This is a genomic window from Amycolatopsis sp. NPDC049253 (assembly GCF_040678995.1).
Lineage (GTDB): Bacteria > Actinomycetota > Actinomycetes > Mycobacteriales > Pseudonocardiaceae > Amycolatopsis.
On sequence record NZ_JBFAQX010000007.1, the window covers coordinates 331,236 to 357,585 of the forward strand.

General features: G+C 70.4%; 2 protein-coding genes. Both read right to left on the reverse strand.

The annotated features are described in order from the left end of the window. A complete protein-coding gene (locus AB0K15_RS19375; protein ID WP_364051803.1) occupies positions 1-519 on the reverse strand; it encodes a type VII secretion system-associated protein in 519 nt (172 codons plus the stop codon). Next, a complete protein-coding gene (locus AB0K15_RS19380; RefSeq protein ID WP_364051806.1) occupies positions 509-26,341 on the reverse strand; it encodes a TcdA/TcdB catalytic glycosyltransferase domain-containing protein in 25,833 nt (8,610 codons plus the stop codon). Before AB0K15_RS19380 ends, AB0K15_RS19375 begins: the two co-directional genes overlap by 11 nt. Positions 26,342-26,350: the final 9 nt, after the last annotated feature.

Sequence of the window (26,350 nt, forward strand, 5' to 3'; positions counted from 1 at the left end):
TCAGCCCGCCAGTGCGTCCCGGACGGTGTCGGCCAGCAGGCGGGTGCACCCGGGGGCGCCGGGATTCAGCAGCAGGTCAACGCCGCCTTCGAGCAATGCCGGCAGGTCACGCGCCGCGACGGGCAGCCAGCCGGCCGCGCGGACGCGAGTGCGGTGCGCGGGGGCCGTGGTGGCGAGCACGCACGGGATGTTGTCCGGCGACGGCGCTACCAGCGGTTCGTCGTCCACGTCGAGGGCGACCGACACCATCGACTCGCGCAGGATCGCGGCCAGCCGGCCGGCGTCGGCGTCACCGCGGGCGACGAGGCGGAGCACGGCGTCGAGCGGGTCAGTCGGCGAACCGGGGCCCGACGGTTCGTAGGCGGGGTTCGCCTCGAAGCGGCCGACCGCGCCGTCTTCACCGGCCAGCCAGCCGCCCATGACGGCGGCCAGCGGCGGGCCCGCGACCTCGGCGCCGTCCTCCGTCGACGACGGCGCCCACGCCGGGTCGACGAGCAGCACCCACTGGTCATTCGCCATCGCCGGCGCCTCCTCCGCTCGCGTGCGGCTCGCCCACCGAGGCGAGGAAGGCGTCCTCCGACTCACTCACCTTGGCCAGCATCGCATCCTGCTTCGCCGCCTGCTCCTTCATGCGCGCGGCGTACTGCCGGATGTGCTCGGCGGTGCGCCACCGGTTCAGCCACGCCAGGCTGCTCAGGTGCAGGCGCCGCATCACCCACAGCGTGTCGCGGGTCCGCTCCACGCGCTGCTCGAACGTACCCGGCCCGCCGCGCCAGCCCTCCAGCGCGCCGCGCACGGCCTCCTTCAGCACGTCGGGCGCGAGCTTCTCCGAGGCGAACGCGCGGATGGCCGTCGCGAGGTCGCGGGCGTAGGACTCCGCGTCGGCGCGGCCCAGGATCTTGCGGAACTGGCCGAGGAGCAGGCCGTTGTCCAGCGTGGCGTCGAGGGCGCCGTGGCGGTCGAGGACCTCGACGGCGTCGGCGGCCCGGCCGACGTCCGTGCCGTGGGCGACCTCGTTGGCCAGGTCAAGCAGCGCTTCGGCGGCGCGGCCGGGCTTGGCGAGCAGGGTGTCGGCGACGCCGTGCAGCTGCAGGAGCGTGTACTCCTCGGCCAATCCGACGGCGACGGCGGTTTCGGCGGCGGACAGCGTGGCCGGCGCCGAGGTCGCGGGCAGCGAGATCGTGGCCACGGCGGCGGTGCCCGGGCCGGTCGTGACGATCGAGGCCGCCGCGGCGGGTGTGGCACCGGCCGGCGTCAGCTCCGCCAGCAAAGCCTGGACCTGCGTGACGAACCGGGCCCGCACGTCGTCCGGGCCGCTCACCTGGACGTGAGGTGCCGGCAGTCCGTCGGCCGCCCGCTCCACAGTGGACTCGGCGATCCACCGCGCGACGGAGTCGTCGAGCGGCAGCGACACCGGTTCGACGTCGAAATCGCTCGCCGGACCGGGCTCGGTGTTCAGGCGCACGGGCCGGGAGACCGCACCGTCGCGCCAGATGCCCTTGCCCGTCACCGTGAACCGCTCGCGCGCCGACTCCGGCAACCGGACCTGCTGCCAGCGTCCGTCGACGAACCGGTGGTCGATCACGTGCTGCACGTCAGCGTTGTGCGAAGCCAGCTCCAGGGCCGCCGTCCACAGCAGATCGGGCTGCTCGTGGCGGGCCACGACGTCGGCCGCGGCCGTGAGGTCGAGCGCAGTCCCGCCCGAACGCAATGCGCTGACCGCGCCGCTGAGCAGCGCCACCGTGCCGCTGCGGTCGCCGAGGTCGACCGGGCCGGCCGGCATCGACGGCCGGTACCACCAGCCGTGTTCGGCCGCCTGGCTCAGCTCGGCGATCGTGCGCCGATCGTCCTCGGTCAGCGCGTGGTCACCGGAAACCAGGTACGAGACGGCCGGGAAGCTGTCCACGACGTTGTCGGGCGACGGCGCCGGCGTGGCGTGCACCGGAAGGTCCATTCCGGACGAACGCACGCGCTGCGTGAACTCGTCCGCCAGCGCACCCGACGCGAGCACGAGCGTCGGCGGGCGGTCCGCCGCCTGCGCCAGCTCGGCACTGCCCTCGGGCGCGGCGTCGATCTTCGTGACCCCACCGGGCTTCGCCCCGCGGTAACCACCGAACGGCGCCGAATCCGAGGAGTACGCCTTCCCGTCGACACCACCGAACACCGCGGGCACGGCCGGGGAATCAAGTGAGAACTCCACCGCGGCCCCGCGGGCCGGCCGGAACGACACCGTGACACCCGAACCGTCGGCGACGCGGATCTTCACCGGCACCCGCGCCAGCAGGTCGCGGTCACCGAGCTCCCGGCCGAGGTGCGCGGCCAGCTCGCGCGCGGCCGCACGGGCCTGCGCGCGATCGCCACCGGTCACGTGGATCGCGGGCAGCTCACCCTCGACCTCCCGCAACGCCCGTGCCAGATCACGCGCGCCGGTCTCCACGAGACTGTCCGGATCGGACACCAGCACCGCTTCGTCCGGGTTCCGCAAAGTCGCCCCGTGCTGGACCTCGCCCAGCGCGCGGTGCACCCGGTCGGGATCGATGTCCAGCAGAGCCCGCGCGGAAGCAGGCAACTGCACGTCGTGGTCGGTCCCGGTGTAGGTGTGCCGGTCGGTCACCGTGCGCACGAGCGGTGCCAGATCCGGGTCCGCCGCGAGGAACGACAGCGCCGCGGCCCACACCAGGTCCGGGTCGGCGTGGCGGCGCACGGCCGGCTCGACCGCGGTCAGGTGCAGGTCACCGGCGCGGTTGTACAGCCCGCGCACCAGGGTCTGCACCACGTGCTGGGTCAGCTCCAGCGTCTCGTCGCGCCCCGACACGGGTTCGGTCCCGCCCGCGGGCGGCTTGAGCCAGCTGCCGTCGCTGTTCATCCGGATGTCGGTCATCTCCGGCAGGTCGAACGCCGACGGCAGGCCGATCCGCCGCGCGGTGCCCGACAGCACCGAGGGCCCGGTGCGCACGATGATCGAGTTGCGGTGCACACGGCCCTGCGGCATCTGGAAGAACACCGGCGGGAGGTCGTACGCCTCGGGCGGCATGAGGTTGCGCTGCGTCTTGCCGTAGTTCTCGCGCACCACGTCGAGGTGCACGCGCGCGAACGGGTGCCCCTTGCTCATCGCGAACGCCGAGTTGGCCACGTTCATGCCGATGCGGTGCGTCGCGTAGCCCTCGCGCGAGGTCGCCGCGTGGAACAGGTCCTCGAGGCTTTCCACCACGTTGTCACCGTCGGTGTAGAGGCCGCCGAAGCGGTTCATCAGCTCCATGCGCAGGATGTCACTGGCCGCCGCGTAGCCCGGGCCGGTCAGCTTGCCGGTCTCGGACTGGTAGAACTCGTTGAGCAGCATGGGGTTCTCGCTCGAGAACACCTCGTCGACGTTCACCAGCCGCACGTGGTGCTGCTGCGCCCAGCCCACGAAGTCACGCACGTCGGCGAGCGGGTCGGGGCCCTCGGCCGGCGGCTCCGTGGCCAGCGCGAGCTCGACCTGAGAGCGCGGGACGTCGGTCCAGAGCACCGGCACCACGCCGTCGTGCAGCCGCGCGGCCGCGCCGCCGAAGTTCTCGCGGAACGCGGACATCGTGCCGGCGTCGCGCAGCGGCCCGCCGAGCCAGATGGCGTGCATGAGCAGCGGCGTCGACGTGGTCTTCTCCAGCGGCTCGACGTCGCCGGGCGCCCACGCGGATAGCCGGTCGTCGGCGCGCGTGTGCTCGATCGTCCAGTCCCTGAGGTCCGGCAGGTTCGCCGGGTCGGCCTGGTCGCGCAGTACCGGCACGCCACGGGTGAGGTTGAGCGTGTCCAGCAGCGCGAGGCCTTGACCGGCGGTGAGGTTCGAGTAGTCGTGGCCACGCAGGAAGCCGGGCGGTTCCGGCGCGAGGTAGAGGCCGAACAGGTCGGGCCCGAGCAGTGGCGCGCCGTCGGGCACCGGGCCGTGGCCGGTCGAGGCGGCGCGCAGGTCCTGGGTGAGCTCGGCGGCGGAGCCGTACGGCGGCACCTCGTCGGGCGTGGCCGTCGCCCGCAGGTACTCGTTGGCGACGGCCGCGAGCAGCGCGGGATCCTCGTGCCGGCCGAGCAGTGCCTGCACCTGTTCGTCGGGCGCGCGGTCGTAGACGGCGTTCACGACCTCGGCCGCCAGGTACAGCGTGCGGGCGCGGTCGGCGAGGCGGACCGGGCCCGCCGTGGCGGGAACCCGGGCATAGCGCCAGTTCTTGAGCAACGCGTTCGTGAGCTCGTCGACCACGGCCTCGGCGTCGAGCGGACGGCCGAGCGTCTCCCAGTGACCGCCGCGGACCACGGCGGTGAACGCGTCGTCGCGGGCGCCGAAGAGCGGGGCCGACGGTTCGTCGTCAGGGCTGTCGTCGCGGTGGTTGGCCAGCACCGAATCGGTGGCCGCGTGGACGATCGACGGCCCGCCACGCGTTTCGAGCGCCGCCTGGAAGTCGTGCGCGACCCCGCCGGGGCCGAGCCGCCGGGCCGCCGCGCACTGGAACAGCGTGACTGAATCCGGCTGCGCGTCGGCGAACTCGGGCGATGCCGTGACGATCTGCGCGAGCGTCTCGCCGTCGACGTAGAGCTCGCGCCGCGTGCCGTCCGGGCCGGTCACGGCGACCTTCACGCGGGTTTCCTCACCGTGGCCGGTGACGAGGAACGTGCGACCCTCGGCCAGCTCGCCGGCCCACGGCGCGTGCACGGGGATGCCGCCGTCGCCGGGGCCGCGGCCGCGCAGGTCGTGCGCCGCGCCGGTGGCGAAGGCCCGCATCTCGTCCGGATCGGCTTCGACCACGAGGTTCTCGCCCCGGGTCTGCCTCAGCCAGGTCTGGACCTTCGCGGCCTCGACGGGGTCGAGGAACGTCAGCCCGCGCGCGGTGCCGGTGAGGTCGGTCAGCACGGTCGTGGTGACGGCGCCGGGCGCGAAGTCGATGGTCACGCCCGGTTCGCCGACGACCTCGCCGGTCAGGCGCGTGTGGTCGGCGTGCACCAGGTGGTCGAACGCCAGGTCGCCGAAGCCACGCTCGTGCAGCAGACGCGTGACGTCGGCCTTGAAGTGGTCCACGCGGTCCGCGGGCACCGTGACCGGCGGCAGCGGCTCGCCGTCGAGGTGGTGCTCGGCGAGCGTCTCGGCGTAGTGCGCGGCCTCGGGTCGCGGGTGCGTGGTCTCGCGCGCCGGGCCTTCGGTCCACGCGGGGTTGAGCCGCGCGGGCCGGGCCAGCTCGTCGGCGCTCCAGGTGCCCTTGCCCGTCACCGTGATCAGGCCGCGCGCCATCGGCGGCAGCGGCACGCGCGTCCATTCGCCGGTGTCCGGGTCGCGGCGGGCGTCGACCACGGTGTGCACCGGCGTGTTCCCCGAGGCCAGGTGGGTCAGCACCGCCGAGTAGACGACGTCGGGCCGCTCGTGGCGGGCCACGAGGTCCTGCACCTCGGTGAGTCGCAGCTCGCCGGTGCGAGCGGCGGTGCCGGCCAGCTGCCGCTCCACAGTGGACGCCAGTGCGAGCGTGCCGTCGTGGTCGGCCTGCGAGATCGGGCCGGCCGGCGGTTCGGTGCGGGGACTGCTGCCGAGTTCGCGGACGAGGTCGACGATCGCCTCGTCACCCGGGCGGCCGCCGAACGTGCGGAAGTGCCCGCCGTCCGTGACCGCGGTGAACGCGCCGGTGGAGCCGAGTGCCTTGCCAAGCGTTGCGGTGTCGCGGCCGAACAGCGTGGGTTTCGTGGGCGCGTGCACCGTCGCCGGCCCGCCGAGATCACTCAACGCGCGCTGGAAGTCGTGCGCCACGCCGCCGGGGCCGTCGGTCTGGCCGGTACCGCACGCGATGAGCGTGACCGACGACTTCGGTCCGGCCTGCGCGAACGGCGCCGAGTTCGCGACGATCCGCGCGAAGGTCCTGCCGTCCACCCGCACGGTATGCCCGCCGACCAGCGTCAGCTTCACCGACTGCGGCTTGCCGTGGGCGAAGACGAAGAACGTGTCGCCGGTGTCGGTGCCCCACGGTGCGGGCGACTTCGCGCCCCAGTCGCCGAACCGGCGTTCGCCCAGGTCCGGCGTGGTGCCGTCGCGGCGCGCCCCGGCCACGAGCGGGTCGAGCGTCTTCGACGTCACGCCATCGTCGAGCGAGGAGACCTCACCGGAGTTGTCGGCGACCCAGTCGTGCTCGACCGCGGACGTCTGCTCGGCCGCCGGCAGGAACGACACCGCGACGACCTTGCCCGAGCGGTCCGTGACCTGGTGCAGCTGGACGTCGTCGACGTCGAAGTCGTAGGGCCGGTCCGCGTCGACGTCCCAGCCGGAGATCGTCGCGGGCCCGGTGTCGGGTGCCGTGTCCGGGGCCTCCACCACGTGCTCGGTCGAGCGCGGGTCGAAGCGGGACTGGACCTTCTTGGCCGGCCACACGTGCGTGGCGAGCCGCCAGTCGACCTCTTCCTTGGCCTGCCACCACTTCTTGCGCGCCTCGTCGGCCTTCTCGCGCGCTTCCCGCACCTGGCGCAGCGCGTCGTCACGGCGGGAGGTGAAGTCGGAGTTGTCGTTGCGGTAGGCGTCGAGGACGTCGGCCAGCTGCTCCGCGTACTCCTGCGCGTCCTGGCGGCGCTGCACGAGCGCGGGCTGCGCGGCGCGGATGTCGCGCACGCCCTGCTCGGCGCGCGCGACCTGGTCCAGCAGCTGCTGCCGCTCGGTTGAGCCCTCGTCGGTGACCGACGCCAGGGCCAGCGCCTGCTCGGCGACGTCTTGCAGCCGCGTGATCTCGGCGTTGCCCTCACGCAGCTCGCGGCCGGCGTCCTTGGCGTCGTTCTCCGCGTCGGCCAGGGCCTCGCGCGCCTCGCGCACGGGGTCGGCGTCGGTCTGGACGGCCAGCCCGTTGGCCTCCTTGGTCAACGTCTTGACGCTGTCACGCTCGTCGAGCCAGCGGTCGTCGGCCTCGCGCTGGGCCGCCTCCACGGCCTCCTCCGCCTTGCGCCAGTCCGAGGCCGCGTCCTTCACCTCGTCCTGCGCCTTCGTGATCGCGTCCGGCAGCGCCTCGCCCAGCAGCTTCTCGAGGTCCACATCGGACGTACGCACCAGCGCCGACGCCGGCACCTTCACCTCGACCGCGGCCGTGCGGCCCCCGCCGAGGTCGGCGACCACGCGGTACTCCACATCGAACCCGACGAGCCCGCTGCGGCCCTTCGGTTTCGCGACGGTGGAGCGCTGTCCACCCGCGACAGTCGCCGTCGGGTCACTCATCGCCGCCGGGTTGCGGATGTCCGCACCAATCCACGAGTGTGAGTTGTCCTTCGGGTCGGTGACGCCGCCGACGCCGGGCATGTACTGGTTCTCGCCGCTGAGCGCTTCCATCGCCTCGCCCGTGAACGTGGCCGTGGTCTGGTCGGTGCGCTCCAGCGTGACGGTGTCGCTCAGGGCCGTGAGGTCCGGGTTGACCAGGCGCGAGTAGACCTTCACGCTGCCGTGGCCGTTCTTGATCAGCGACGCTTCGTGCAGGTCCGGCGCGGCGAGCGGGCCGTCGAGCATGCTCGGCAGGTGGCCTTGGAGGATCTCGTTGGTCAGCGACGTGACCAGCGTGTTGTTGGCGCCGGTGCCCGGTCCGGTGAGGCCGTTGCCGGCGCCGGCGAGCCGCAGCGCGCGCACGGCACCGGCCTGGACGGCGGCCGATCCGCGCACGCCCTCGGTGTGCGCGGACGGCGGGAGCTTGCCCACGCCCTGCGCCTGCCATTCGGCGAGCTTCTCGGGTGTCGCGTCGGCCGCGGTGAGCTCGGTGGTGCGCGGCGCGTAGGCCTTCGGTGCCTGGCCTTCGGTGCTGATCTTGTGATCGTCGGCCCCGGAGCGCACGGTCACGTTCGCGTTCTGCTCGGTGACCGGGTACGTCTTTCCGCCGCGCTGCACCACGAGCTCGAACTTCAACTGGTGGCGGTAGCGCACGGCCGGACCGCTGTGAGAAGCCTTGGAGCCCTTGGTCGTCGCGGTGGCCGACACCGTCTGGTCGGTTTTGGTCTTCGACCCGGACACACCGAGCGTGAGGCCCTCATAGCCGCTGACGTCCGGCTTGGTGTCGCTGAACAGGCCACGCCCCGCGCCGCGGAACTGGCCGCCGTAGGAGGAGCCGTGGCCGGCGTTCTCCTTGTCCGTCACCGCGGCGCTCACGACGTGGTCGATCTCGCCGCCGTCGTGGACGACGTCGAGGAACTCGGTGTCGGTGATCGTCGCCTTCAGCAGCACCTGGTAGGTGTTGGTGGACAGCACGCCGGCGTCGTGCAGCAGCAGCGGCGCGCCACCGTCGAGCGCACTGTCCACCAGGGAGGTCAGGGCGTCGGGCGAGGCGAGGTCGAGCGTGCGCTGCAGGTTGGTCATGGAGTCGTCGAGGACGGACTTCGGCAGCAGCTTGTCGCCCGTGCGGCCCAGCGTCGTGCGCGCGTCGCGGACGAGCTGCGACAGGTCGGGCGCGTCCTCGACCACGGCGGCGCCCAGCGTGCTGGAGGTGCGGCCGACCAGCGCGGGCGGCGCCATCCTGCCCGGCGGCTCGGTGCGCGGCTCGACCTTCGGCAGCAGGCCCTGCTCGCGGGCCTGGTCCTCGGTCATGCGCACGTAGACCGCGCCGGGCAGCTTCACGTCGGCGCCCGCACGCGAAATCGAGCCGTTGACCAGGCTTTCCTGGCGCGTTTCGGCGACCAGCCGCACGTCGGCGTCGTACTGCACGAGCACGGTGCGGCCCTTGGCGTTCACGCGGTTGACGTGGTCGACGCTCGCGCTGACCTCCTTCGAACCGCCCGACGTGCGCGCCCACGGGCTCCACTTGGCCGCCCCGTAGACCTGGCCCTGACCATGGGCGGTGGCCATGCTGCCGTCCGGGCGGATCGTGACGCCGAGCTGCACGTTGCCCTCGAGCGACTGCTTGTGCGTCTGCTCGAACGAGGCCTTCGCGCCACCGGCGAACGTGGTCTCGCTGCCGCCCGCGTCGGACGCCACGACGACCTTCGGATTGCTGAGCGCCACGTTCATCCCGAGCCCGCCGACGCGGTCGGCCACGCGCCGCTCGTAGCGGAACCCGCCCGCCCACGCACCCTGGCGGAGGAACTTCGGCAGCCCGCCGCGGAACGTCTCGGGCGAGAACATGCGGTCCACGCGCTTGCGCGCCTCGCCACCGGACAGGCCGAGCACACCGTCGCCGTCGGACGCGCGCTCCAGCTGGCGCAGAGCCTCGTCCCGCAGGGCTTCGGTGTTGGTGAACGCCTCGACGTGCAGGAACTTCGGCTGGCCGGGCTTGGGGCCGGCCAGCAGGTCGTCGATGGTCGGGGTGTCGTTCTTGTTCAGCACGGTGGTGCCGGGCTTGCCGGGCAGGAACTCGCCGGGGTCCTTCTTCAGGGCCGAGCCGTCGTTGACCCAGAGGTCGACCTTGCCGGAGATCTTCGGCAGTGCCGGGTCGCCGGTCTTGGCCACGGTGGACACCTGGGGCGTCACGCGGAACGGCGAGCCCGGCGTCAGGCGCTTCACCCACGGGCGGTTGCGGGTGTAGCTGGTGATCTCGACTTCGAACTCCACATCGTGCTCGAACACCTGCGCGTCCGGGCTGCCGGAAAGGCTCGTGGTGGTGGTGACGGTGGGGCCGCCCGAGTTCTTCCAGCTGTAGGCGTCGGAGTACTGGATCGGCACGACCGCGGGGCTGAGGCTGGAGTTCGCGATCGAGGTGGACTGCGGGATGACCATGCGGCCTTCGAGCCCGACCGACCAGCTCTTGTCCACAGTGGTCGCGCTGCTCAGCGACGGCGCCGTGGCGACCGAGCCCTTGACCGAGCGACCGGTGGCCTGCCCGAGGTGCCGGCCCGGCGACAGCTTGGCCTTCACCGTGACGCTGATGTACTCGTCGGTGAACAGGCCGCGTCGCTTCAGCTGCACGGACACACCGGGGCCGAGCAGAGTGTCCATCTTGGCCTTGAGCGCCGCGGGCGAGAACGTGGCCGTGAGCTTGCGCAGGTTGGCGAAGCGCTCGGCGATGTCGCGGCTGGAGCTCTTGTCGTCGGCCTGGAACTTGTCCCAGCGCGGCAGGAACTTCGCCATGCCGGGCCGGTCGCGCAGCGCGTTTTCGATCTGTGGCTGGACCTTCGCGGCCGGAGTGAACGTACCCGCGCGCACGTGGCCCGCGGCGGCGGCCGCGGCCAGGTAGGGCGGCTCGTAGCGCTTGCCGACGTCGGTGAGCTTGTCGCGCGTGTCGCCCGGCACGGGCAGGCCCTGGGCCTTGGCTTCGGGCAGGCCCATGCGGACGTAGGCGGTGGCCTCGACGGTCTCGACCTCGCCGGCCGAGGTGACGACGTCGACGTCCACCTTCACCTTGTAGATCCCGATGTCGCCCTTGGCTTCCACCGTGTTCTTCGCCGTGACGCTGGTGCCGCCCGTCGCGGTCTCGGTGACCTTCGACGACACCGACCCGCTGACGCCGACCAGCCCGCCGACCTTGCCCGGCAGGTAGGAGCCACCGCCGACCGTCACGGACAGGTCCATTCCGGACTTCGACGCCGCCGCCGTGGCCCCGCCGTTCACCGACGAGTCGTTGGACCGCACCTCGCTGTCGCCCGGCACCACGCCGACGAGCTCGACGCCCTTCGGCCGCGCCTGCAGCTGCACGGCGTCGCGGTGGCTGCCGTGGGGGCTGAGCAGGTCGTTGGACACGACCGGGCCGCCCTGCAGCGCGGTGCCCAGCACACCGCGGATGCCGCCGCCGCTGACGAACTCCCGCAGCGCCTGCCGCCCCGGCGCCCCGAACTTCGTGACCGACGGGTGCAGCTGCTTGGCGACCTTGTCGAACAGCGCCTGCTCGTCGAGCAGCACGGCCTCGGGCGCGAGCAGCTCGATGCGCTCGGCCCAGTCGGGCTTCGGGTCGCCCTTGGCTTCGGCGTCCGGCTTGAGGTTGCCGAGGTCCTGCGACCACAGCAGCGAGACCTTGCCGTCCACAGTGGAACCGGTGAGCCCGCCGACCTGGTCGGTGACGGTGATCGAGTACTTCACGTCGACGTCGGCACCGTCGACGTCGCCGGCCGAGCGCACCACCCGCTGTTCCGTGCCGGTGACGGTGGACGTGTGCGTCTGCGCCGCCGTCGCGAGCTGCACCGTGGGCGCGACCGACACGTAGGCACCGGGCGGGATCAGCGCGAAGTACGACGTGCCGACGGTCCGCGCGATCGTGTCGTTCTGGCCTTGGGCGTGCGTGGCCTGCGTCTGGTCGTTGACGTCGCTGATCGTGGCGTGCGGCTGCTTCGCGATCCCGTCGGCCTGCACCGCGTCGAGATCGAGCTCGGCCCGCACGTGGACCTCGTACCACTTCTCGCCGACGCGCACCATCGACTTGCGCCCCTGGCCGAGGAACGACTCGAAGCCGGCGCTGTCGAGCGTGCCGGTGATCGCGTCGATGCCGACCGGGTCCGGCGGGTTCCGGCGGGAGTCCAGTGACGTTACCAGGCGCTTGATGGTGTCGCCGACCTGCTTCACGCCCTGCGGGTTCACCGGCACGAGCGAACCGAGGGCCTGGCCCTTCTTGGCGTATTCGGGCAGCCGCTCGGTGAGCGAGCGGGCGTCGGGCGCCGGATCGTCGTCGGCGACGGTGACGACGCGCTCCTGCTCTTCCTGCTCGCGCCGCACGTCGTCGTCGAAGAGCTGCTTGAGCGCGTCGTACTTCTGCGCGTAGTCCGGGTCGTACTCGAAGCGGTGGCCGCCGTCCGCGGTGACGAGCGGACCGTTCTTCCGCGCCTCCTTGATCCCCGACAGGGCCGACTTGGCGCCGAAGGCCTCGACCTTGCCATTGTGGACGAAGTGGCTGTCGGCGTAGTACGACGAGAAATCGGCCTGGTAATACTGGTGGAACTCGTCGAACAGCTTCTTCACGTCGGTGGCCCGCACGGGTCCGCCGCCGGGCCGGCCGACGTCCTTCGCGAGGTTCTCGATGAAATCGTGCACCTGCTGGGCGCTGAGGTCCTTGTCGCGGAAGTAGAAGCCGAACGGGTCGGCGTCCACCATGGCGCGGGCGATGCGGAAGTCGCGAGCGGAGTTCCACAGGCCTTCGTGCCGGTTCATCTGCTCGACGGCGCCGCGGTGCTCCGGCTCGTTGTCGTGCTGTTCCTGCCCGGCGCCGTACTGGTTCTTGGAGTTCAGCTTCTCCATGTCGTGGAACAGGATCGCCTTGGCCAGCGTCTCGCGGGGCACGAACCGGTCGGCGTCGTGCTCGCCGCGGGTCAGGCGCAGGTACTGGTTGAGCACCATCTGGGCGTGCTCGCCGAAGGTGTTCGGGTTCGTCTTCGTCCCGGTGCGGTAGCGGTTGTGCTTGCCCTCGGCCTTCACGACCTCGTTGAACTTGCGCGCGATCGACTCGTGGGAGTCGGGCTTGCTGCCGTCGGGCCGGCTGTCGAGCCGGGTGACGAGGTGGTCGAGGATCCGCTGGGCCCCGTGGTGGTCGTCGTCGGTCTTCGCCAGCTCGTCGCCGATCACGGTGTCGAGGCCACGGCCGATGTCCTGGTGGCGGTCGAACTCGCCGGCCGGGTGGAACCGCGTGTGGCCGCGCGTCGCGCCCTGCGACCAGGCGCCGTACTCGTTGTCGAACGTCTTCGAGTCGACCTGCTTGGTGGCCGGATCGTAGGCGTTCTCGCGGGTGTCGAAGTCGACCTTGACACGCTTCTCGTCGGTCGCGATGGCCGCGCCGATCTCCGCCTGGGTGGCGTAGTCGGGCACCTTCGCCATGAAGGCGTCGACGTCTTCCTGCGTCACGGTCTCGAACTCGATGCCCTTGACCGTGCCGGGGTTGAGCACCCTCGCGGCTTCGTCGGCGAGGGCCTCGCGCTGGTCGGTGGTGGTGAACTTGAGCACGGGGTCCTTGTCCATGCTCGCGCGCACCTTGGCCGCCGCGTCCTGCAGGCCGTTCTCGAACACCTCCTGCAGCTGCTTCGAGCCGCGGCCGACGAGGTCCTGTGTCGTCACGTCGGAGACGGCGTCGGGCAGCACGCCGTCGGACAGGCGCTGCTTCACGGTCTCCCGGTCGAAGCCGAGGCCGGAGCTCTTGGCGTCCTGAGCGATGTCGGCGGTCTTCAGCGCCGCCGAAACCTCGGCCGCGACGGCGTCGGCGCGGTTGCCGGCGAAGTAGTTCTTCTTCGCGCCCTGGTTGTTCGCGAACCCTTCCTCGACCTTGGCGTTGAACTTTCCGTCGGTGACGGTGAACTGCTCCTTGACGGCGTTCTCGACGGCCGTGGTCAGCTTCCGCTTGAAGTCGTCGACCCCGCGGTTGGCGCCCAGGGAGTCGAGCGTCGTGGTCACCAGCTGCTCGGCCGTGTTCTTGGCGATGGCGGCCACGAGCTGCTTGTTGTCCATCACCTCGCGCATCTTCTCGACGGACTCGATCTTGGCGTCGGGCGAGACGAAGTTGGTGACCGGGTCGGTGTGCAGTGCCCGGAACTCCTTGTTGACGACGTCCTTGAGGATGCCGCCGAGGTTCTTCGCGGCCGTCAGGACCTCGTCGCGCACCTTGTTGCCGTCGAGCGCCACCGTGTCCGGACCTCGGTCGAGCTTCTCGCCGAGCGCCGCACCGATCCCGTCGGTGAGCTGCTTGACGACCGAACCGGACGGGCCGCGGGTGTTGAGGAAGACGTTGAGGTCCTGGCGGCGCTGGTCGACGGTGCTCGGCGGGGCCTGCTTCCCACCGTCCTTGCCGGGCTTCTCCTTGTCGCTGGGGATCGAGTCGGAGTGCGGCGTGAAGTACGCGTCCCAGGATTTCCCGCCCTTGAGCTCCTGGTGCGTGTGGTAGAGGTCCGAGAGCTTCTTGGCCAGCGCCCGCAGGTCCTGCGGGTCGTTGCGGAAGTACTTGCGGTCCTGGCCCTTGTCCTTCGTCCAGCCGAACCACGGGTCGTTGTCCTTGCCCAGCGCGTCGGACTGGAAGTCGGGCGGCAGGCCGAGCCGCGAGTAGAGGTCGGCGATGTCCTCCTGGCGGCCGGCCAGCTCGGAGTGGTCGTAGGTCTGGTTGGCGGAGTAGGTGACGAGCGAACCCTTGAGCGCGGCGTCGCGCATCGCGGTGAAGTGCTCGCCGCGCAGACCGAACTGGTTGACGTCGCCGGTCTGGTCCACGTTCATGGCGAGCTTGTTGTCCGGCAGCGCCTCGACCGTCGCTTCGCGGCTGACCTTGGTGAACGTCTCGAGCGGCACCAGGAACGAGCGCAGCACCGGCTGCATGCCCGGCTGGAAGTTGGGGTCGGTCTCGTACTTCGACGTCCACTGCACCGCGCGCATGGGCCGCCCGCCGCCGACCCAGAAGATGTCGGCCTTGCCGGCGCCGCCGAAGACGTTGACGTTGCCCTTGTCGTCCTGGTGCACGTCCTTGAACGTCCCGGGTTTCGCCGGGTTGAGCACGGCGGTGTACATCCGCACGTACTGCTCGCCGCGGATCGTCTCGATCTCGAACTCGCCGCGGTTGAGGACCTTGCGCTTCTCGCGGTCGAACCCGCCTGCGTTGAGATCCTTCTTCGTGAGCAGAACCGAGGGGCCGGGGTAGCTGACGTTCTGGCGTCCGATGTGGACGTTTTCCTTCGTGCCGAGGTAGCTGTCCTCGCCGTTCACTTCGGCCTTGGCGATGTGCACCGGGCGGCCGGTCTCGGGGCCGTGGCTGGTCCAGCTGCCGTTCTGCTCGAGGACGTGGACGCGGAGGCCGGCGGCTCGGGCGATGGCGTCGAGGTCGGTGTCGGTGTTGGCGCGCAGGTTCGTGGTGATGCGGTGGTGTTCCCTCGGCGCGTCGGGCGAGATGCTCGCGATGACGGCGAGGCGGAAGTTGTCCGGGCCTTCGTGTCCGCCGACGTAGACGCCTTCGATGCCGTGGGTGCCGAGCATCGTGCCCTGCTCGGGGCGCAGGACGTCGCGCGGGATCACGGTCCCGCGCCGGACGGGAAGGGTTTTGCCGTTGATCTCGACCTGGCTGCTCGGGGCTTCGGTCGGGGTGTGGAGGTTCGGCCGGTCCTGTGTGGACTCGGTGGTGCGCTGCGGCGGCTGGTACGGGCGGTTCGGCTTGGCGTCCGGGCTGTCCAGGTGGTGGTCGTGGATCACGGCCTGGTTCGAGATGTCCTCGATCTTCGCCAGGTTGTCGTCGGTGAGCGACGTGTCGGACCAGGCGTCGCGGCCCATCACCCCGGGCTGGTCGGTGCGGTTGAACAGCAGCGTGTCGTTCTTGTAGCCCTCGCCGAGGCCGAGGAAGTGCATGACCTCGTGGGTGAGGCCGGTGGGGTTGTCGTTGACGTCCCAGTTGGTCTGGTTCGTCCGCGGCGTGTTGCTGTCCACGGTGGCGTCGTGGACGTTCACCGGGACGCTGCGTGACGGGTCGGAGGTCCAGCTTTCGTCGGCGGGGTCGACGGTGCTGCCCGCGTGGGCGTCGACGGTGACGTGCAGCTGGTCGCCGTTGGGCAGGCGGTAGTGCTGGTTGACGGTGTTGTCGAGGTGGTTCTGCAGGTCCTGGGCGAGCTGGTTGCGCTGGTCGATCGAGACGGAGTTCGACGACGACGTGAGGTCCAGCGGCACAGTGAACTCGCGCACCCAGTTGCCCGGTGAGGTCTCGAACCGGCGCACGTCGTAGCGGACGTGCGTGGCCGTGCCGTGGAGCTGGCCGTGCTTGAGGCCGTCTCCGGAGAACTGCTGCGCGATCGCCTTCTTCGGGTCGAACCGCTCGGCCACCAGCCGGGACGACGGCGCGGTGTCGCGCCGGTTGCCCCAGTCCTTCGGGCCCGGGAGGTCCTTCGGCGACTGCCCGGGGTTTGGCCCGTCGGTCCGCGTGCCGGGCTTCGGCGGCGCGTCCGTCGGGGTGTGCCGGCCGTCGAGGACCTGCCGCGTGAAGTCCTGGAAGTTGCGCAGGTGGTCGGTCGGGTACCCGCCGCGGGAGGCGTTCTGGATCTGCTGCTCGACGTGGTGATCGATTGCGCGCAGATCGGCGTTCGAAATCGAACGCCAGCCACGCGCCGACGCGTCGGACGGCAGCGCGAGGGCCTTCGCGGTCAGCGCGGCCGTGCGGTTGCGCTCCAGCGTGGCCAGCCGGTTTTCCAGCTGCGTGCGGCTGGTGGTGCTGCGGGCGGTGGCGAGCCCGTCGCGCGCCGTCTGCACCCGGACGTCGTAGTCGCCGGGGCGCGACAGGTCGATCAGCTTGTCGATCACGGCCGAACGGCCCGGGTCGTCGGAGTAGACCGACTTCAGGACCTGGAGGTCGGCGCTCTTGATGCCGTACAGCGACGCTTCGAACGCGTCGAGCGCGCCGTCGGTCTCGGTGTCGGCGATGTTCCCCGGCAGGTCGACGTCGCGGCCGGGCACGTGCTCGGCGGCCCGGTCGCGCACCGCGGTGTCGGGCTGGATGAACGGCCGGTTGACCGGGTCGCGGCGGGGCGTGCTCGTCGAGGGCTCGTTCCGCGGCCCGTCTTGCGCTTCGTTTCGCGGTGTGGGGGCGCCCCGCAGATCGCGACTGAAGTCGAGGAAACGCTGCAGGTGCTCGGTCGGGTGCCCACCTGCCTGCGCGTCGCGGATCTGGGTCTCGACGTGCTGCTCGACGTCGGACAGGTCCTGCGGCGTGAACGAATCCCAACCCCGCGCCGACGGATCGGCCGGCAAGCTCAGCGCGTTCACGGTCAGCACCGCCACGCGGTCGCGGCGCAGCTGGTCGGCGCGGTCACGGTGATGCTGGGCCTCCTGGTCGAGGCGCCGCGCCTCGGCCTCGCGGTTGTCCTGGTCGCGGCGCGCCGAGCCGAACTTGAGCGCCTTCGGCAGGAGGTCCGACTTCGACGTGAGCGCCTGCCGGTTGCGCTGCGCGTCGGCCAGCATCTGCTCGACGTCGGCGAGCCGTCGCTGGAAGCCGCCCGGACTGCGGGTGATGCGGGCGAAGTCGTCCATCCGCCGGATCAGCGGCAGCCGGTCGGGGTCGTTCGAGTACTTGGCCGACAGCTCGGCCAGGCCCGCGCGGTCCATCCCGTACAGCGACGCTTCGAAGGACTTCACCGAACCTTCGGCGACGGGGTCGAAGCCGCCGGGAACGCGCAGGTCGCGGTCGGGCGCTGTGGTGTTGTCCTGCTGCTGGGCCTGGGCAGGGGGGCCGGGGCGCATGAACGGCTGCGTCTCGGGGTCGTGTTCCAGCGAGCGGGCCGGAGGTGGCGCGGTGGGCTGGTTCTCGGTGTCCGGCTCGGGCTGCGGCTCCTGGCGGGTGTCTGTGTCCTCGTGGGTGTCCTGGTTCGGGCCCGGCTCAGGGGTGACGTCGCCGGTGTTGCCCGTGCGGACGTTGTTGACGTTCTCCCACAACGAGTCCAGGTGCTCGGTCGGGTACCCGCCGGCACGCGCGTTGAGGATCAGGTCACCGACGTGGTCCTCGATCGCCTGCAGGTCGTCGGGGTGGAACGCGTTCCACTCGGTCGAGGTCAGGTCCGGCGGCAGCCCCAGCGCGTGGACGGTCAGGGCCTCGATCCGCAGGTCCTGAGCATGGTCGAGGCGGGTCTGGGCGTCGTCGAGGAAACCCTGCAGCAGATTCCGCAGCTCGGGGCTGGGGTTGCCCTGCAGGTCGCGCGTCCACTGGTCGACTTCCGCGCGCAGGTCCTGCAGGTGCTCGTCGATCCCGACGCCCATGCGCGCCTGGCCGGTGACGTCGATCATCCGCTCGACCTGGTCGATCTGCTTCGGATCGGTCTGCGTCGAGACGAGCTCGGTGAGCTGCTCCGGGTTGCGGCCGTAGAGCGACGCGGGGAAGCCGAGCTCGCGGTTGCGCGCGTTGCGGCGCATCTGCGCCAGCTCTTCGTCGATCTGCTTGATGCGCTCGACGCGGGACTGCCGCTCCTCGTTGGATTTCTTCCAGTCCTGGTAGCGCGTGTGCACATCGGCGGCCTTCTCGACGCGGCCGCTGTAGTCGGGGTGGGTCGCCAGCCTGAAGTTGCGCTGGTAGCGGGCCACCAGGTCCTCGCTGAGGCGGATGTTCTTCGCGAGGTCCGCGATCTCCTGCGTCGCTTCCGCCGAGCCGAAGAAGCTGCGCAGCTGCCGGCCCGCCGAGTTCCACGTCGAGTTGGCCTGCCGGAACGCGTCGAGGTCCTCCTCCGCTTTGCGCACCTCCTCGGCGAAGGAATCCAGGCCACCGCGGCGGATCTGCCGCACGGTCTCGCGCATGTCCGGCTCCTGCTGCACGCGGGCGTGCAGCGATTTCAGCGCGGAGGTGTCGAAGCCCGCCTTCTCGGCGGCCTCGATCTTGCGTGTGAGGTGGTTGTCGAGGCGCTCGAGCGTGTCGGCGCGGAGGTGCTCGAGACCGTCGGCGTTCTGGCCGGCGACGTGGTTGTCGAGCAGGTTCAGCACCTCGAGGGTGCGCTCGTCGTCGGTGAGCGCGTCGATGCGTTCGGTGTAGTCGTTGCTGAGCGTCTGGTATGCGGTGATGTCGGCGTTGAGCCGCCGCTGCTCCGCCTGCTCGCGCGGGCTCTGGAACCGTTGCGGGGTCCAGGACCGCCGGCCCTTCGCGATCTTGAGCTGCTGGTCGAAGCCGTTGCGCTTGTCGGTGAGCTCGCGGATCAACGCGTTCGGGCCGCCGGGGTGCGCGACCGCCCGCTTGAGGCGCAACATCCGTTCCGCGCGGGCGAACAGCACGGGGTCCTGACGGCCGGACACGTCCGTGACGACGTCGGTGAGCTGGTCGACGTTCATGCCCTCGAGCACGGCGTTGAACCCGTTGAGCAGGTCCTTGCGGGTCGGCTCGCCAAGGGCCGAGTACCGGCCGTTGCGCGACCCGATCTCCACGCGCGGGCCGGTCGCCGGACCGTGGTCGGTGCGGGTGCCACCGGAGTCGACCACGAGGTGGACGCCGAGCGCGTGGGCGATCGTGTCGGGCAGGTGCCGGCCGACGGGGGAATCGTGCCAGGACTGGTTTTCCAGGCCCCGGGTCACCAGGTCGGCGGAGGTGGGCAGGGTGCCGGTCTCCGAGACCTGGTTGGTCAGGTGGTCGAGGAGGTCGCGGTCGCCGGGGGTCAGGCCGCCGGGGTCGATCGCCGCCCGCGTGACCTGCCAGTGCTTCGCCGACGGTTCCGCGAGCTTGTTCGCGACGTTGTCGCGCCACTGGCCGGTGTAGGCGTCGCCGATGAGGTTCGGGTCGGTCGGGGCGAGGTCGGGCGCGATCTTCGCGAGCTGGTCGGTGTCGAGGTGCTGGGCCGCCCAGTGGGAGAGACCGTCGGGGTTGAGGCCGTCGAAGTCGAAGTTGCCCGGGTTGGTGCGGACGTCGGCCACGACCGTGTCCACAGTGGACTTGATGTTGGCCCTGCTCACGAACGGAGCCGCGTGGGCGACCGGCGCGTGCTGGAACGCCGAACTGCGCAGGACGGACTCGACCAGGCCGACGTTGTCGGTGTTCGCCTGGTGTTGCTGCAACGGCCGGGGGTCAGGGTTGCCGGTCTGCGGGCTCGGCCGGGTGTCGAAGGCGCCCGGGACGACGTGGCCGTCGGTGTCCTCATCGGACTGGTTCGGGTTCGGCGCTTCCGCCGGGGTGTGGAGGTTCAGCTTGCCGGTTGCGGACTCACCCGCGTGCTGCGGCGGCTGGTACGGGCGGTTCGGTTTCGCGTCCGGGCTGTCCAGGTGGTGGTCGTGGATCACGGCCTGGTTCGAGATGTCCTCGATCTTCGCCAGGTTGTCGCCGGTCAGCGAGGAGTCGCTCCAGGCGTTGCGGCCCATCACACCCGGCTGGTCGGTGCGGTTGAACAGCAGGGCGTTGTTCTTGTACCCCTCGCCCAGCCCGATGAAGTGCATGATCTCGTGGGTGAGACCGGTGGTGTTGTCCTTGACGTCCCAGTTGGTCTGGTTGGTCTGCGGCGTGTTGCTGTCCACGGTGGCGTCGTGGACGTTCACCGGGACCCCGCGTGACGGGTCGGAGGTCCAGCTGTCGTCGTTCGGGTCGACGGTGTCGCTGGCGTGGGCGTCGACGGTGACGTGCAGCTGGTCGCCGTTGGGCAGGCGGTAGTGCTGGTTGACGGTGTTGTCGAGGTGGTTCTGCAGGTCCTGGGCGAGCTGGTTGCGCGCGTCCGTCGAGACGGAGTTCGACGACGACGTGAGGTCCAGCGGCACAGTGAACTCGCGCACCCAGTTGCCGGGTGAGGTCTCGAACCGGCGCACGTCGTAGCGGATGTGCATCACGGCGCCCTCGAGCTGGCCGTCCTTGAGGCCGTCGCGGTTGCCGGAGAACTGCTGCGCGATCGCCTTCTTCGGGTCGAACCGCTCCAGCACGAGCCGCGACGACGGCGCGGTGTCGCGCCGGTTGCCCCAGTCCTTCGGGCCCGGCAGATCCTTCGGTGACTGGCCGGGATTCGGCTGGTTGTTGCCGCCGTGCGTCTTCGGCGGCGCGTCCGAGGGCGCGAAGGGCGCCGGCGGGCGGCCGTTGACCATCAGGTTCGTGACGGTCCGGAGCAGGTTGTCGAGGTGCTCGGTCGGGTTCCCGCCGAGCTGCGCGGCGGTGATCTGCTGCGCGACGTGGTTGGCGATCCCCGGCAGGTCCTGGTCGCTGACCTGGCGCCAGCCCCACGACTTCGGGTCGTTGCCGACGTGCAGCCCGTAGACGGTGAGCACGGCGGCGCGGTCCTGGTTGAGCTGTGCGACCTGCTGGTTGAGGCGGTCCAGGCGCCGGTTGAGGAACTCGCGCTGCTGGTTGCGTCCGGCCTGGTCGCGGATCATCGAGCCCGTCTTCAGGCTGTTGGGCAGCTGGTCCTTGACGTTCTTGAGGCCCTGCAGGTCTTTGGTGACGTCGTCGATCGAAGTCTGCAGGTTCTTCAGGTGGCCGTCGAGACCGCCTTCGGAGAGGGCGATCTTGTCGTACTTGAGGATCTTTTGGACCTCGGGCAGCCGCATGGGGTCGTCGAGGTAGAGGGTGTGGAGCGCGTTGAGGCCCGAGCGGTCCATACCGTAGAGGGAGGACTCGAAAACGTCGCGTTCGAGGTCGGGGCCGAGGTCGGCGGGGTTCGAGTCCTGGTTGGTGTCCTGGCCCGGGTTCTGGTTCGTGTCCTGAGTGGAGTCTTGGCTCGCGTTGTGGTCGGTGTCCGTTGTGGACTCTGGCTCGGGCGTCGGGCGTTCGACCGGCTTGGTGTCCGGTGTCGACTGCGGGTTCGGGTTCGGGTTCTGGCTGGCCGCGAGTGCTGCCTTTTCCGCCGCCGCCTTGGCTTTCCCCTCCGTGGTCAACGTCTCCAGGTGCTGCATGTTCTTGAAGATGCGCGCACTGCGGGAGATGCGGTTGCCGTAGTCGGGGTTCTTGATCAGGTCGATCTTGCGCTGCAGATCCGACAGGTGGTCCTCGGTCTGGCTGATCTTCTGGTCGAGCTGGGCGCGGTAGTCGACGTTCTCTTTCGTGTCGAGGTAGTTGAGGAAGCTCCACAGGCCCGTGTCGAGCGCGACGTTCTGCTGGTCCTCGCGCAGGCTTTCCAGGCTGTCGGCGGTCTGCTCGGCGAGGTTCTCGAAGTGCTGGGTGCCCGTGACGGGGATGTTGTTCACGAGCTGGCGCACGGTCGGCTCGTTCTGCACGCGCTGCTGCAGCGTCTTCAGGTGCGTGGTGTCGAAGCCGGCCTTGGTGGCGGCGTCGACCTGCTGGTTGAGGTGCGTGTCCAGCGACTTGAGCTGGTTGGGCCGCAGCCGGGCGACGTTGTCGGCGTTGGGTCCGTCGACGTGCTGGGCGAGCAGGTACATGTTGTCCAGCGTCCGCTTGTCGGCCGCCAGCAACAGGATCCGGTTCGTGAGCTCCTCGTGCATCTGCTCGAGGCTGGTGATGAGCTGTTCGCGCTGGTCACGCGTTTCCTGGTCTTCGCCGAGGAAACGCTTGGCCAGGGTGTTGCCTTCGGCCTTGAGGTCGCGGATTCGGGTGGTGACTTCGTTGCGCTTGTCTCGCAACGCTTTCGTGAACTCGTTCGGCCCGCCGGGGTGGGCCACGGCCTGCTTGAGACGCAGGATGCGCTTGGCGCCGTCGAGGAAGTCTTTGTTGAGGTCGTTGGTCAGGACGTCGGAGTTGCCCTGGACCAGTGCTTGCCGCATGCGCTCGAACCGTGCGGCGGGGTTGTTGACGTCGTTGTCGCGCTGGTTCGTCGCGAGGTCCACGACGATGTCGCGCACCTGGTCGGCATCGAGATCGCTCAGCGCCGCCTCGAACCCGCGAACCATCTCCCGCCGCGACGGCCCACCCAGCGCGCCGAACTGCCCGTCCTGGTTGCGAACCCGCACCTCGGGGTTGTTCTCGTCCCCGTAGCGCGACGTGTACTCAGGCCCGCCCCGCTCCACGATCAACCGCACGTCCAACGCATGCGCCACCGCCTGCGGCAACCGCCTGCCGACCACGGAGTCCTGCCACGACGGCGTCTGCAGCCCCTTGACGACCAGATCCGCCGACGTCGGCAGCTTGCCGTGCTCGTTGACCTCGGTGGTGATGTGGTCCAGCACCTGGCGGTCACCGTCGGACAGCTTGCTGCTCACCGCGGTGCGCACGTCCTGCCACCGCTTGCCCGACGGCGCGGCCAAGTCTTGCGACACGGCCTTGCGCCAGCTGCGGAGGTGCGTCGCGTCGTCGGTGTCTCCGGTTTTCGGCTCCAGATCCGGCGCGACGTCCTTGAGCTGCCGGGAGTCGAGGTTCTTCACCGCCCAGTCGCCGAGGCCGTGGGGCTTGAGCGAGGTGAAGTCGAAGTTGCCGGGGTTCTCGGTGACCTTGGTGATGAGCGAGTCGGTCGCGGTCTTGACCTCGGCTTTGGTGAGGAAGGGTTTCGCACTGTCCACTTTGGCCGACTGGAAGTGGGCGCTGCGGAGTGCTGCTTCGACGAGGCCGGTGTCACGGGTGTTCTGGTCGTTCTTGCTGGGCGCTTCGGCGGGGGTGTGGCGGTTACGGCGGGGGGTGGGGGTGGGGTTCGGGTTGGTTTCGGGGTTGGGGTTGGGGTTGCTGGTGGTCTTGATATCCGAGTCCGGCGTGGGGCCGGACTTGGTGTCAGTGGCGGAGTTCTGCTTCGGGTCGGCGTTCGTGTCGATCGCCGGGCTCGAATTCGGCTCGGTCCTGACATCGGTCGCCGAGTCGGTGTCGGTCTTCGTGTCTGTCGCCGAGTTGAGGTCGGTCCCGGTCTTGACTGCCGGGGCCGGGGCGGTGTCGGTCTTGACGTCGGTCGTCGAGTGGGGGTCGACCGCGGTGTTGGTGTCACCGGCCGGGGTGGGCTCGGTGTTGAGGTCGGTGGCCGGGTCGGAGCTGGTGGTGATGACCGGGGCAGGAGTGGGCTCGGTGTTGAGGTTGGTGGCCGGGGCGGGTGTAGGGGTGGTGTCGAGCTTCGGTGCGGGGGGCGGTGCGGTGTTCGGCTCGGTGTCGGTACCCGTGCTCGGGTCGGGGTCGGACTTCGGGTCCGGCGACTTCGAGCTGGTGTTGACCTTGGGGCCGGTGGAGTTCGGCTTCGGTGAGCCGGTGTTCGTCGAGGGGGCCGGGGTCGGCGAGGTGTTCAGCGACCTTGGCGCTGGGCTGGGCGAGCCGTTCGGGTTTGTCACCGCGCTCGGGGTCGGCGAGAGGTTCTCGCTCGGCTTGGGGGCCGGTGCGGTGTTCTCGGTCTGGGTGGGCGACGGCGAAGTGTTCTCGGCCGGAGTCGGTGAGGGTGAGGTGTTCTGGTTCGGCGCCGGGGTTGGGGTGAGGTTCTGGGGTGCGGGCGTCGGGGTGACCTTCGGCTGGGTGGCCGGCGTGAGGTTCGGACCGTCGGTGCTCGTCTTGGTGTCCGTGTTGCCGGAGGTGTTCTCCGAGGTCTGATCGGGTCCCGAAGTCGCCCTGACACCGCCGACACTGCCGGCCACCGGAGGCGGCACCGACTTGGTCGAGCTCGGGTCGGAGGTCGCGTTCGGGCCGGTCTTGGTGTTGCCGGTGGTGTTCGGGCCCGCGTTGGTGGTGGTGTTCGAACCCGTGTTGGTGCCGGTGTTGGTGTTGGTGTTCGAACCCGTGTTGGTGCCGGAGGTGGTGTTGGTGTTCGAACCCGTGTTGGTGCCGGAGGTGGTGTTCGGCCCGGTGCCAGTGTTGTTATTCGAACTAGCGTCGGTTCCCGCGGTGGTGTTCGGACCGGTACCGATGTTGCTGCTCGAACCCGTCGTGGTGTCCGGACCCGCGCCGATGTTGCTGCTCGAACCCGTCGTGCTGGTGGGACCCGCGCCGATGTTGGTGTTCGGACCCGTGGTGGTGCCGGCGGTGTTGTTTGGCCCACTGCCGATGTTGTTGTTCGAACTCGTGTTGGTGTTCGGGCCGGTGTTGATGTTGCTGTTTGAACTCGCGGTGGTGCCCGCGGAGTTCGGGCTCGTGCCGGTGTTGCTGGTGTTGGGGCCGATGGTGGTGTTCGGGGTCTGGGTGGCGTTGCCGCCGGTCGGGGTGTTGGACGGGGCGCCGGTGTTCTGATTGCCGCCGAAGCCGGGGAGACCGCTGTCGTTCTGGGTGGCCGAGTGGCCGCCGGCGGTTGCGGGCGGCGGGGTGGCTGTGGTGCCGGTGTCGGAGTTCACGCTGCCCGGGACCGAGGGCGGCGGCACCGGGCTGCCGGTGTTGACCGAGTTCGGCGCCGACGGCGGCGGCACCGAGGTATCGCCGGTGTTGGTTGTGCCGGTGTTGGTTGTGCCGGTGTTGGTTGTGCCGGTGTTGGTTGTGCCGGTGGTGCTGGAGCCGGTGTTCGCGCTGGTGTTTCCCGGGCCGGTGCCCGTGTTGCCTGCACCCGTGTTGGTGTTGCCGGTCCCTGTGTTGCCTGCACCCGTGTTGGTGTTGCCGGTCCCTGTGTTGGTGGAGCCGGTGTTGCCCACGCCCGTGTTCGTGTTACCGGTGCCCGCGGTGCCGGGCGACCCGGTGTTGCCGGTGCCGGGGTTCGGGTTGCCGTTGAGGCCGCCGGTGGAACCGGTGTTTCCGGCTCCGGTGTTGCCGTTGGCGCCGGAGTTGCCGGTCGAGCCGGTGGCGCCAGTTCCGGTGTTTGTGTTGCCTGAGCTGGAGTTGTCGCCGCTCGCGTTGCCGGCGCCCGTGTTGCCGGTGTTGCCCGCACCGGCGTTGCCGGTGCTTCCAGCGCCCGCGTTGCCCGTGCTACCGCCACCGGCATCGCCGGTGTTTCCTCCGTTGGCGTTGCCGGCACCTGTGTTGCCAAGGTTGCCGGAGCCCGAGTTCGTGTTGCCGCCGGTGTTCGTGCCGTCGGTTGCGCCCGTGCCAGTGTTCGCGCCGCCGGTTGCGCCGCCGCCAGTGTTCGCGCCGCCGGTTGCGCCGCCGGTGTCGCCGGAGCCCGAGTTGGCAGGGCCGCCCGAGTTGGAGCCGCTGTTCGCGCCGCCGGGTTCGCCGGAGCCCGAGTTGGTGGCGGAGCCGTTGTTGCCGCCCGCGCCGACAGACCCGGCTGAGCCGCCAGAACCACCGGAGCCGTTGCCACCGGAGCCACCCGCGGCGGGAGGCGGCGGCACCGACAGACTCCCCAAGTTCGGGTTCCCGTTGATCCCACCCATGTCGCCCGGACCGTTGGGGCCCTTGGCCGTCGGGCCGTCGCCGCCGGCGTTGAGTTTGTCGTGGAGGGACTGGCCGGCGTGGTGGGCGCCGTGGGAGGCGGCGCCGGAGAGGCCGCCGTTGAGGGCGCCCCAGCCGAGGCTGTCGGTGTCGCCGCCGAAGATGGCGGCGCCGGCGCCGCCGACGACGACTTCGGTGGTGGCCTCGTTGGCGGCGGCGCCCCAGACGTTCTTGCCGAACTTGGTGCCGAACTTGTTGTCGAACTTGTTCATGGCGCCGTGGAAGTTGTGGGCGAAGGCGCCGCCGATGCCACCCAGGACGCCGGACTGCATGATCGCCTTGCCGTCGAGGCCGTGGCGATTTCCCTGCGCGATCTGGATGACCTGCGCGAGCATCTCTTCCGCGATCTCTTCCGCCGCCTCCTCCGCGGCGGCCTCCGCGAGGTGTGTCGCGAGGTTCATCAGACGCTGCATGAGCGTCCGCTCGATCTCCACGATGGCGGTGCGCCCCGCCGCGAAGATCTCCGGCACCAGCGGCATCGTGAACGGGTTCGACATCGCCCAGATGATGTCGGCGGCCGTGATCGCGATGGCGATCAACATGCTGTACTTGGACTTCTCGACATCGAGCGCCTGCGCCCGCAACGCCTGCGCCTGGCCCTGCGCCGACGCGATGAAGTCCGTGCCCATCGAGCCGAGGTTGTTGGCGAAGTCGACGAAGTTCTTCTGCACGTCGCCGCCGACGTTCGCGGCCACGCGGCCCGCGATCTGGTTGAAGCCGGTACCCGCTTCGGCCACGCGCCGGGCGACGTCGTCCCACTCGTCAGCCAGCGCACGCATGGCGTCCTCGTCGCCCTGCGGCCAGGCGTCACCCGCGATGATGTAGAAGATCCAGTTCAGGCTCGGATCCACCATCAGGCTCAC

Excerpts from the sequence above, each read along its gene's own strand:
- AB0K15_RS19375 (WP_364051803.1), bottom strand. The coding sequence starts at position 519 with ATGGCGAATGACCAGTGGGTGCTGCTCGTCGACCCGGCGTGGGCGCCG.
- AB0K15_RS19380 (WP_364051806.1), bottom strand. The coding sequence starts at position 26,341 with ATGGTGGATCCGAGCCTGAACTGGATCTTCTACATCATCGCGGGTGAC.